This window comes from Pseudomonas sp. P20 (genome assembly GCF_016463925.1).
Taxonomy (GTDB): Bacteria; Pseudomonadota; Gammaproteobacteria; order Pseudomonadales; family Pseudomonadaceae; genus Pseudomonas; species Pseudomonas aeruginosa.
In genome coordinates, this window is sequence record NZ_JAEMVM010000014.1 from 252,098 (window position 1) to 262,717 (window position 10,620).

The 10,620-nt window shown below is 69.1% G+C and carries 11 protein-coding genes; 3 read left to right on the forward strand and 8 right to left on the reverse strand.

Annotated features, from left to right (window positions below; all coding sequences use genetic code 11):
* Nucleotides 1-7 precede the first annotated feature (7 nt).
* The 3 genes from JHD77_RS20215 (at nt 8) to JHD77_RS20225 (ending at nt 2,257) form a co-directional block, all read left to right on the forward strand.
* Nucleotides 8-364: an MmcQ/YjbR family DNA-binding protein gene (locus tag JHD77_RS20215; RefSeq protein ID WP_073658665.1), complete on the forward strand. Its 357-nt coding sequence runs from the start codon at nt 8-10 to the stop codon at nt 362-364.
* Nucleotides 361-924 (forward strand): putative glycolipid-binding domain-containing protein, encoded by a 564-nt coding sequence (locus JHD77_RS20220; RefSeq protein WP_003088555.1) that lies wholly within the window; start codon nt 361-363, stop codon nt 922-924. Before JHD77_RS20215 ends, JHD77_RS20220 begins: the two co-directional genes overlap by 4 nt.
* Nucleotides 925-1,048: 124 nt before the next feature.
* Nucleotides 1,049-2,257, forward strand: coding sequence for an MFS transporter (locus tag JHD77_RS20225; RefSeq protein WP_003113497.1), 1,209 nt, complete (start codon nt 1,049-1,051; stop codon nt 2,255-2,257).
* A 32-nt stretch (nt 2,258-2,289) separates the two neighbouring features.
* Here the strand turns inward: JHD77_RS20225 and JHD77_RS20230 are convergent, their stop codons facing one another.
* The 8 genes from JHD77_RS20230 to pqqA all read right to left on the reverse strand — a co-directional run bounded on the left by JHD77_RS20230 (nt 2,290) and on the right by pqqA (nt 10,240).
* Nucleotides 2,290-3,984: a hybrid sensor histidine kinase/response regulator gene (locus JHD77_RS20230; RefSeq protein ID WP_003106469.1), complete on the reverse strand. Its 1,695-nt coding sequence runs from the start codon at nt 3,982-3,984 to the stop codon at nt 2,290-2,292.
* Nucleotides 3,968-5,131: an alcohol dehydrogenase-like regulatory protein ErcA gene (gene ercA, locus JHD77_RS20235; protein WP_003088548.1), complete on the reverse strand. Its 1,164-nt coding sequence runs from the start codon at nt 5,129-5,131 to the stop codon at nt 3,968-3,970. Before ercA ends, JHD77_RS20230 begins: the two co-directional genes overlap by 17 nt.
* An 85-nt stretch (nt 5,132-5,216) precedes the next feature.
* Nucleotides 5,217-7,043 (reverse strand): alpha/beta hydrolase family protein, encoded by a 1,827-nt coding sequence (locus JHD77_RS20240; protein WP_023089075.1) that lies wholly within the window; start codon nt 7,041-7,043, stop codon nt 5,217-5,219.
* A gap of 4 nt (nt 7,044-7,047) precedes the next feature.
* Nucleotides 7,048-8,193: a pyrroloquinoline quinone biosynthesis protein PqqE gene (gene pqqE / locus JHD77_RS20245; RefSeq protein WP_003119136.1), complete on the reverse strand. Its 1,146-nt coding sequence runs from the start codon at nt 8,191-8,193 to the stop codon at nt 7,048-7,050.
* Entirely contained in the window at nt 8,165-8,443 is a 279-nt protein-coding gene (gene pqqD / locus JHD77_RS20250) for a pyrroloquinoline quinone biosynthesis peptide chaperone PqqD (RefSeq protein WP_003088542.1), read from the reverse strand. The genes pqqE and pqqD overlap by 29 nt, the downstream gene beginning before the upstream one ends.
* Nucleotides 8,440-9,192 carry a pyrroloquinoline-quinone synthase PqqC gene (gene pqqC / locus JHD77_RS20255; RefSeq protein ID WP_023089074.1) on the reverse strand — a complete coding sequence of 251 codons (753 nt, stop codon included), beginning with the start codon at nt 9,190-9,192 and terminating at the stop codon, nt 8,440-8,442. Before pqqC ends, pqqD begins: the two co-directional genes overlap by 4 nt.
* A gap of 9 nt (nt 9,193-9,201) precedes the next feature.
* A complete protein-coding gene (gene pqqB, locus JHD77_RS20260) occupies nt 9,202-10,116 on the reverse strand; it encodes a pyrroloquinoline quinone biosynthesis protein PqqB (protein ID WP_003106464.1) in 915 nt (304 codons plus the stop codon).
* Nucleotides 10,117-10,168: 52 nt separating this feature from the next.
* Entirely contained in the window at nt 10,169-10,240 is a 72-nt protein-coding gene (pqqA, locus tag JHD77_RS20265; protein ID WP_003106462.1) for a pyrroloquinoline quinone precursor peptide PqqA, read from the reverse strand.
* Nucleotides 10,241-10,620 lie beyond the last annotated feature (380 nt).

Consider the following 10,620-nt stretch of genomic DNA (forward strand, 5'->3'; position numbering starts at 1 on the left):
AGCGTCCATGACCGCCGACCAGATCGCCGCCTTCTGCCTGCAACTGCCCGGCGCCCGGGAAGACCTCAAGTGGGGTTCGAACCGGGTGTTCTCGGTGGCCGGCAACAAGATGTTCGCCATCCTCGACTTCGTCGACAAGGACGGCGGCCTGGCCTTCAAGGTCGGCAGCGAGCTGTTCCTCGGCTATTTCGACCGCCCCGGCATCCGTCCGGCGCCCTACCTGGCGCGCGCGCACTGGATCGTCATGGCCCGCCCCTACCCGATGAAGGCGGCGGAGTTGCGCGAGGCCCTGGTCCGTTCCCATCAACTGGTGGTGGCGCGCCTGCCCAAGCGCCAGCGCCTCGGCCTGGTACTCGACGCATGAGTCGCGACCGTCTGTACACCTGGGCCGGCCTGTGGCGCTCGCCGTCGTCCAGCTGGGAGGCCCTGCGCCTGGAGGACGACCAGGCGGAAAGCCAGTTGCGCGCGCCGGACGAACGCAGCGGCCTGCCCTACCAATTGGACTACCGGCTGCGCTGGGACGCCGACTGGCATCTGCGTGAGGCGGTGTTCCACGTCGAAAGCGAAACCGGGGTGCGCAAGCTGCACCTGCTCGCCGATGGCCGCGGCCACTGGCAGGACGGCGACGGCGAAGCGCTACCGGCATTCGACGGTTGCCTGGACATCGATATTTGGCCAAGCCCCTTCACCAACACCTTCCCGATCCGCCGCCTGGGCCTGGCCGATGGCCAGCGCGCGGAAATCCGCGCGCTCTACATCGAGGCCCCGGCCCTGGAGCCGCGTAGCATGCGCCAGGCATACACCCGCCTGGACGCCAGCCACTACCTCTACGAGAACCTCGAAGGCAGCGCGTTCAAAGCGGTACTGCTGGTGGACGAACAGGGCCTGGTGATCGATTACCCGGGTCTCTTCCAGCGTCTCTGAACGCGCTAGCGCCGGGCACCGCGCGTCGCCGATAGCCCGGCGAATCCGTTAGCCTGCTTTCATTCGTCATCTGCAACGGTCATCATGGCGGACCGCGACAACCCACTGCGACCGCGTTTCCCACATGTCCGTCGATATCCGCCCCACCCCGCCGGCGCAGGACAGCGCCCGGCAGAACGTCACCCTGCAGATCGTCTCGGTGGTGATGTTCACCTTCATCGGCTACCTGACCATCGGCATCCCGCTGGCGGTGCTGCCCGGCTACGTGCACGACGACCTCGGCTACGGCTCGGTGCTGGCCGGCCTGGTGATCAGCCTGCAGTACCTCGCCACCCTGCTCGCCCGGCCCTACGCCGGGCGCGTCATCGACGGCCTCGGGCCGAAGCGCGCGGTGCTCTACGGCATGGCCGGCAGCGCCGCGAGCGGGCTGTTCATGCTGCTCTCGGTGGCGATCCAGGGCTGGCCGGCGCTGAGCCTGGCCAGCCTGCTGGTCGGCCGCCTGGTACTCGGCGCGGCGGAAAGCCTGGTCGGCTCGGCGGCGATCGGCTGGGGCATCGGCCGGGTCGGCGCGCCGCACACCGCCAAGGTGATTTCCTGGAACGGCATCGCCAGCTACGGCGCCATCGCCCTCGGGGCGCCGCTAGGGGTGCTGCTGGTGCAGTGGCTGGGGCTGTGGAGCATGGGCGCGTCCATCGTCCTGCTCGGGGCGCTCGGCTTCGCCCTGGCCTGGCCGAAGTTGCCGGCGCCGCTGGTGCACGGCGAGCGACTGCCGTTCCACCATGTGCTCGGCCGGGTCACCCCGCACGGTATGGGCCTGGCGCTGGGGGCGATCGGCTTCGGCACCATCGCCACCTTCATCACCCTTTACTACGCCAGCCGTGGCTGGGCCAACGCAGTGCTCTGCCTGAGTGCCTTTGGCGGTTGCTTCATCGGCGCCCGGCTGTTGTTCGCCAATAGCATCAACCGGCTCGGCGGCTTCCGCGTGGCGATCATCTGCCTCGGCGTCGAAAGCCTCGGCCTGCTGTTGCTGTGGAGCGCGCCGAATCCCTGGGTCGGCCTGGCCGGCGCGGCCCTCACCGGCTTCGGCTTCTCCCTGGTGTTCCCGGCGTTCGGCGTGGAAGCGGTGAACCTGGTACCGGCTTCCAACCGTGGCGCGGCGCTGGGCGCCTACTCGCTGTTCGTCGACCTGTCGCTGGGCATCACCGGGCCGCTGGTGGGCTTCGTCGCCAACCTGTTCGGCTTCCGCTCGATGTTCCTCTTCGCCTGCCTGGCCTCGCTCGGCGGGCTGGCCCTGGCCGTCGCACTGCACCGGCGCAGCCGCCGGCCTGGCTAGGGCGTGCACCGTCCCAGGCGGCGGTACGCGCTCTAGAGCTCGCCGAGCAAGGCGCTCAGGGCCGCGCGCAGCTTGCCGGGCTTCAGCGGCTTGTTGAGCAGCGGCACGCCCAGGCGGGCCAGCGCGCGGCGGCAATCGTCGCTGCGGTCGGCGGTGATCATCACCGCGGCGATCTCCGCGCCGTAGTCCTCGCGCAAGGCGCCCAGCAACTGGCAACCGGTAGCGCCGTGGTCCAGGTGGTAGTCGACCAGGATCGCATCCGGCGCGCGGCCATCGAGCGCCTTGCGCGCGCCTTCCAGGTCGGTGGCGGTAAGCACCTCGCAGCCCCACTGGCCGAGCAGCGCGGACATGCTGAAGAGAATCTCGGTCTCGTTGTCCACCACCAGCAGCCGCCGTCCCGGCAGCGGATCACCAGCCGAAACCCGCGCAATCGCCTCGCCGGGTGCTGGCCGCGCCGGCTTGCGGACCAGCGGCACCTCGATGGCGAACAGCGAGCCTCGGCCTGGAGTCGAATGCACCTCGATGCGGTAGCCGAGGATGCCGGCGATACGGTCGACGATGGCCAGCCCGAGTCCGACGCCACGGCGCTCGGAAGCGCGCCCGGCGTCCAGTTGGTTGAACTCGAGGAAGATCGCCTGCAACTGGTCGGCGGGGATGCCCCGGCCAGTGTCCCACACCTCCAGGCGTACCTTGCCGCCACGCCGGCGCGCCCCCAGCAGCACGCTGCCGCGCTCGGTGTAGCGGCAGGCGTTGCTGAGCAAGTTGCGCAGGATCCGCGACAGCAGGCGCGCGTCGGTGCGCACTGCTAGTCGCGGGATCCGCGCACGCAGGGCCAGGCCGGCGGCACGCGCGACTTCCTCGAACTCCGAGGCCAGCGGAGCGAGCAGTTCGTCGAGGGAATAGTCGTCCAGGTCCGGACGGATCGCGCTCTGGTCGAGCCGGGCGATTTCCAGCAGGTCGGTGAGCAAGGTCTCGGCGCCTTCCAGGGCCAGGTGGGTGCGCTCCACCAGTTGCAGTTCGGCGGCCGGCAGGCCCCGTTCGCGCAGGGTGTCGACCAGCAGCCGCGCCGCGTTGAGCGGTTGCAGCAGGTCGTGGCTGGCGGCGGCGAGGTACTTGTCCTTGCTGTGGTTGGCGGCTTCGGCGGCGTCGCGCGCCTGGCGCAACTGGCGGTTGAGCTCTTCCAGCTCGTGGGTGCGCTCGGCTACCCGCCGCTCCAGCTCCTCGTTCATGGTCTGCAGGCGCTGCTGGGCCTGGACCCGCTCGGTGATGTCGGCGACGAAACCTTCGACCAATTCTTCCTCGTCGTGCCTGAGCAGCAGGTTCATCAATACCTCGATGTGACTGCCGTCCCTGCGCCAGAGGCGCGTCTCGTAGCCGAACAGGCCGCCGCGCTCGCGCAGCAGCGCGCGGATCCGTCGCATCTCGGCCTCGCCGCCGACGAACAGTTGCCCGGCCATGTCCTCCAGCGACCAGAGCACCTGTTGCGGATCGTCGTAGCCGAGCATCTGCGCCAGCGCCGGATTGGCGGCGCGCAGCCCCTGGCCGAGGCTGGCCTGGAAGATGCCGTGCACCGCGTGCTCGAACAGCCATTTGTAGCGGTTGCGCTCGGCCTCCAGCTCCTCCAGGCGCGCCAGCAGCTCCGGGTAGTGGCTCTTGCGCGCGGAGTGGCTGCCCAGGCCGAGTAACCCGGCCAGGGCCTCCTGCTGCTGCTCAGAGGGCCTCGCCATAGACCACCTCGACATCGCGCTGGCTCGACTCGCGCGGGTTGGTAAGGATGCACGGGTCCTGCATCGCGTGGCGCGAGAGGAAAGGAATGTCGGAGCTGCCGACCCCGTGCAGGGCGAGGCTCTCGTGGAAACCCACGGCGTGCTTGAAGGCGATCAGGTGGTCCACCAGGCGCTGGCGGACCTGCCCCTGGGTCAGACCGCGGCAATCGATGCCGAAGGTCTCGGCGATCACCTTGAAGCGTTCCGGCGCGGCGCTGTAGTTGAACGCCACCACGTGTTCGACCAGCGCCGCGTTGCACAGGCCGTGGGGCAGGTCGAGATAGCCGCCGAGGCTGTGCGACATGGCATGCACCGCGCCGAGGATGGCGTTGGAGAAGGCCAGCCCGGCCTGCATGCTCCCGAGCATGATCTTCTCGCGCAGGGCGATGTCGCCGGGATTGGCGATCATCTGTACCAGATTGCCATCGATCAGGCGCATCGCTTCCAGCGCGTGGGGATCGGTCAGCGGCCCGTGGCCGGTGGAGACGAACGCCTCGATGGCGTGTACCAGTGCATCGATGCCGGTACAGGCCGAAAGGAAGGGATCCATGGTCAACGTGGTTTCCGGGTCGATCAGCGAGACGTCAGGCACAACCGCCTTGCTCACCACGGAGAACTTCATGCGCTCGTCCTGGTTGGAAATGATCACGAACTGCGAGACGTCCGCCGAAGTCCCGGCGGTGGTCGGGATCAGGATCAGCGGCGGACTCGGCACCCGCAGCCGGTCGACGCCTTCGAACTCGAGGATGCTGCGGCCATGGGCGGCGACGATGCCGATGCCCTTGGCGCAATCCATCGGGCTGCCGCCGCCCACCGCGACGATCACGTTGCAGCCCTCGCTGCGATAGAACTCGGCGCCGAGCATCACCTCGTCGACCCGGGGGTTGGGCGAAACGTCGGTATACAGGCAGTAGTCGATGCCCTGCCCCTCCAGGCTTGCCTGGATGTCGGCGACCCAGCCGGCGGCGAGCACGCCGGGGTCGGAGACCAGCAGGACCTTGCGCGCACCGAAGGTCTTCACGTAGTTGGCGACGCTGTGCCGGCAGCCGGCGCCGAAGATGATCTCGGGCGAGACGAATTTACGCAGTTGGCTGAGGTCGTGGCTCATCTGACAGACCATTCTTATTGTTATCGGACATTGCCGGCAGCCTACTGCATTCGTCGGTTATTGCAATGCGACCTTGGCGGCCCTTTCAATCCTCCAGCAGGCCCAGGTAGAAGCGCCATTCCGCCAGCAGCGCATGGGCGCGATTGGCCGGCTGGCGGAAACCGTGGCGCTCCTGCGGATAGCGGTGGCACTCCACGCGCACGCCGCTGCGCCGCAGGCCGGCGACCATCGCCTCGGTCTGCTCCGGCACCACCACCGCGTCGAGCCCGCCCTGGAAGAACACTACCGGCGCGCGGATACGCCCGACCTGAAGCACCGGGCTGCGCACCAGGTAGCGACGGCGCTGGCGCAGCGGGTCGCCAATCAGCCAGTCGAGGTAGTCACCCTCGAACTTGTGGGTGCAACGCGCCAGTGCCAACGGATCGCTGACCCCATAGAGACTGGCGCCGCCGCGCAGGCCATCGAGGCAAGCCAGGGCGCGCAACGCGCTGTAGCCTCCGGCGCTGGCGCCACGGACGAAGACCCGGGCGCGGTCGATCCGTCCCTCCGCGTCCAGCTGCGCCAGCGCGGCCTCGATATCGCGCAACTCCAGGCGCCCCCACTGGCCGCGCAAGCGCTGCCGATAGGCGCGGCCGTAGCCGCTGCTGCCCCGGTAGTTCAGCGCCGCCACGGCGAAACCGCGCTGGGTCCAGAACTGCAGGCCGGCATCGAACGCCGGCGAATGCATCGAGGTCGGTCCGCCATGCAGCCACACCAGCAGCGGCGGTGGTCGTCGGGGATCGACGCGGCGGCGGGCATTGCGCGGCGGATAGAAGAAACCGTGGCCGTTTTCGCCGTTGCCCAGCCTATAGACGAAGGCCTGCGGATGCGACAGGTCGTCCTCCGCCAGCGGTCGCTCGCCGCCACGCAGCACCTCGACACGCAGCTCGTCGCGATGGATCGCCAGCAGCGCCGGCAGGCGCCCGGCCGCCGCCGCGATGCAGTAGAACGCCCGGGCATCCGCGGCCAGTCCGGCGAACCGGTTCCAGTCCGCGGCCAGGCGCCGCTCGCTGCCGTCCGCTTCGCGCAGGAACAGTTGCCCGCCGCCGGCCTCGACGCGACTGAGCAGCAGCCTTCCCTCTCCCAGCGGCAGGTAGCTGCAAGCGCCCAATTGCCAGGGCGCGCCAGCGTGGTCGGCATCGGCGAAGCGGCCGGCCAACGCTACCTCGGCGCAGGGACGCCACCAGCCGTCGCGGTCGCTCAGCCAGTGAAGGCGGCCGGCGGGATCGAAGCGTGGTTGCTGGATCGACTCGCCGCCTCCGGCTCCGGCCAGGCAGCGCGTACGCCCATTCTCCGCCAGGCCCAGGCGGGTCTCGGTCCAGGGCTGGTGCGGACGGTCCCATTCGATCCAGGCCAGCCGCCGCCCCTGGCCGGCGGCACGCGGCGCGGCGTAGAAATCGGCGCCCTCGACCAGCACCCGGCGCGCGCCATCGGCGTCCAGGCGCACGATGCGATGCACGACCCCGGTCGGCCCATGGCTCTCTTCCACCGCCAGCAGGGCATCCCAGGCATCGACGTAGGCCAGGTCGCCGTAGCGACACTGCGCCCCGCCGCCCAGCACTTGGGCTGCGCGGCCCGCTCGCCAGCGGCGTACCTGCTGGTCGGTTTCGTCGACCCAGGCCAGCCCGTCGAGCGTCACGCAGCAGGCGCCGCCGCCGTACTCGTAGACCCGGCTGCGCACCGAGCCGTCCGGCGCGGTGGGCTCCTCCAGCACGCCGTCGCGCCACAGGTACAGGCGCGAGCGCGCACTGGCCGGATCGAATTCCACCCAGGCCAGCCCGCCATGGGCCGCCTTCAGCTCGCTGAAATCGCGCCCGGCGGCCACCGCGCGCTCGGCGCTCCAGTCGCTCGGCCAGTCGCCGTAGTCGACCATTGCCTCAGGCCTTGCAGATCAGGCGTGACGCGCGCTGGTTGCGCCAGGTCAGCGCGTCCAGGCCAAGCGGCGCCTCCTCGGCCTGGCGACGGGCCGCGAGGATCAGGTCGTGCCGTGCCGACTTGGCGCAGACCGGGTCGGTGGCGTCGGCATCGCCGGTGAGGAGGAACGCCTGGCAGCGGCAGCCGCCGTGGTCCCTCTCCTTCTCCTCGCAGGAACGGCAGGGTTCGGGCATCCAGGCGTCGCCGCGGTAACGGTTGAAGCCGAACGATTCGTACCAGATGTGGCGCAGGCTGTGCTCGCGCACGTTGGGAAACTGCACCGGCAATTGCCGCGCGCTGTGACACGGCAGCGCGGTGCCGTCGGGGGTGATGTCGAGGAATACGCTGGCCCAGCCGCCCATGCAGGCCTTCGGCCGTTCCTCGTAGTAGTCGGGGGTGACGAAGATCAGCTTGCACGGGTTGCCTTCGGCGGCCAGCCGCTGGCGGTATTCGGCGGTGATCCGCTCGGCGCGCTCCAGTTGGGCGCGGGTCGGCAGCAGCCCGGCACGGTTCAGCGCGGCCCAGCCGTAGAACTGGCAAGTGGCGAGTTCGACGTAATCGGCTTCCAGCTCGATGCACAGCTGGATGATCCGCTCAATGTTGTCGATGTTGTGCCGGTGGGTGACGAAGTTGAGCACCATCGGGTAGCCATGGGCTTTCACCGCGCGGGCCATCGCCAGTTTCTGGGCGAAGGCCTTGCGTGAGCCGGCGAGCAGGTTGTTCACTTCTTCGTCGGCGGCCTGGAAGCTGATCTGCACGTGGTCCAGCCCGGCCTCGGCGAAGCGCGCCAGGCGTGCCTCGTCGAGGCCGATGCCGGAGGTGATCAGGTTGGTGTAGAAGCCCAGGCCGCGCCCTGCCTCGATCAGTTCGGCGAGGTCCTGGCGCAGCAGCGGCTCGCCGCCGGAGAAACCGAGCTGTGCGGCGCCCAGCTCGCGGGCCTGGCGGAACACCTCGATCCATTCCGCGGTACTCAGCTCGGCGCCCTCGCGGGCGAATTCCAGCGGGTTCGAGCAGTACGGGCACTGCAACGGACAGCGATAGGTCAGCTCGGCCAGCAGCCAGAGCGGCGGCCCCACGCTTTCACTGCAGCTCGATCCAGAATTGCGCATGGGCCACCTCGAGGAACGCCAGGATGTCTTCGTCTATGCCGGGGACTTCGGGGAAACGCTCGCGCAGCGCCGCGACGATGGCCGCCACGTCGCGGCGGCCATCGACCAGCTTGAGGATTTCCCCGGCGCTGTCGTTGAGCTTGACCATGCCTTCGGGGTAGAGCAGCACATGGCAGTCCTGGGCCGGTTCGAACTGGAAGCGGAAGCCCCGGCGCAGCATCGGCACGCTGTCGAGCGACGGCAGGCTCATGATGCCAGCCCCCGATGCCAGACCCGCTCGCGGGTCACCGTGTGGTACGGCGGGCGTTCGAGTTCGTAGGCCATGCTCATCGCGTCGAGCATGCTCCACAACACGTCCAGCTTGAATTGCAGGATATCCAGCATGCGTTCCTGTGCCTCGCGGGTCCGATAGTGCTCCAGGGTGATCCGCAGGCCGTGCTCGACGTCGCGCCGGGCCTGGGCCAGGCGACTGCGGAAATACTCGTAGCCGGCCGCCTCGATCCACGGATAGTGGCGCGGCCAGCTGTCCAGCCGCGACTGGTGGATCTGCGGGGCGAAGAGTTCGGTCAGCGAACTGCTCGCCGCCTCCTGCCAACTGGCGCGACGGGCGAAGTTGACGTAGGCGTCGACGGCGAAGCGCACGCCGGGCAGCACCCGCTCTTCGGAGAGCACCTGCTCGCGCTCCAGGCCCACCGCTTCCGCCAGGCGCAGCCAGGCCTCGATGCCGCGCGCCTCGCCGGGGGCGCCGTCGTGGTCGAGGATGCGCTGGATCCACTCGCGGCGGACCTCGCGGTCGGGACAGTTGGCCAGGATCGCCGCGTCCTTCAGCGGGATGTTGACCTGGTAGTAGAAACGGTTCGCCACCCAGCCCTGGATCTGTTCGCGACTGGCACGGCCCTCGTACATCGCGACATGGAACGGATGGTGGATATGGTAGTAGCGTCCCTTGTCGCGCAGCGCCCGTTCGAATTCGGCGCGATCCATGGCGGCACGGCTCATGTTGGCCCCCTACAGCTGGATGTGCATGCCATCCCAGGCCACTTCGATGCCACTGGCATCCAGTTCGGCGCGTTCTGCCGAAGCGGTGTCGAGGATGGGATTGGTGTTGTTGATGTGGATGAGCACCTTGCGCGCGGCCGGCACCTTCGCCAGCACCTCGAGCATGCCGCCCGGCCCGCTCTGCGCCAGGTGCCCCATCTGCCGGCCGAGCTTGTCGCCGACCTCGCAGACCAGCATCTCGTCATCGCGCCAGAGCGTACCGTCCACCAGCAGGCAGTCGGCGCGGCGCATCCATTCGAGCAGCGCCTCGTCCACCTCGCCGAGGCCCGGCGCATAGAACAGGGTACCGGCGCTATCGAGGTCCTCGACGAACAGGCCGATGTTGTCGCCCGGATGGGGGTCGCCGCGATGCGGGGAATACGGCGGCGCGCTGCTGCGCAGGGGGATCGCGGTGAAGCGCAGGCGCGGACAGGCCGGAATGGCGAAAGGCTCGCCATCGAGGGCGATCGGCCGATGGCGCAGGCCGCCGTTCCAGTGGGAAAGCATGGGGAACAGCGGGAAGCCTTCGCTGAGGTCCTGGTGGACCATCTGCGTGCACCAGACTTCGTGCGGGCAGCCTTCGCGCAGGCTGAGCAGGCCGGTGGTGTGGTCGATCTGGCTGTCGAGCAGGACGATCGCGCCGATCGCCGTATCGCGCGGCCGACGCGCCGGCTGGAGGGCCGGGAAGGCGGCGATCTGGGCACGGATGTCGGGCGAGGCGTTGCAGAGGATCCAGCGCTCGCCGTCGTCGGACAGGGCGATGGAGGATTGCGTGCGTGGCTGGGCCGCTACGCTGCCGTCGCGGACCCCGCGACAGTTGCGGCAGTTGCAGTTCCACTGGGGGAAGCCGCCGCCGGCGGCCGAACCGAGAATACGGATGTGCATGGGTCTGCCCCGCGGGCTGGAGGGAGGCCCCGGAAGACCGGGGCCGAACGGATCAGCGGTTGGCGAAGTAGAGGGTCACTTCGAAACCGAGACGCAGGTCGGTGAAGCTGGGCTTGGTCCACATGGGGTCGATCCTCTCTGGTGGGGCCGGGCGATTCCGGCAGGTCGAGTTAAACATCAGCGGGGCTCGCTCCGAATGAGACTTTCGAAGGAGTTTTCCCCCTGATTTGGTAGGGACTGCCTGTCCCGCCCAAGGTTCGCCGGGAGAACGCCGTTGCGCCCCCTGGTTCGCCCTGGTGCAGGGCAGAAGCCTAGTCCATGCAGGGGCGGCGGCGAGGCGAAAAAAAAGACGCGGCCAGGGCCGCGTCGCGCCAGAACCCGCCATGGGGAAAGCCGCGTCGGGACGCGGGACGAGCGCACCCGCAGGTGCCTTGGCGGAAAGGCCGCGGGTCGGAGCGATCCGCGGCGGCTGAGGACCGCTCAGAAGAAGCCCAGCGGGTTGAT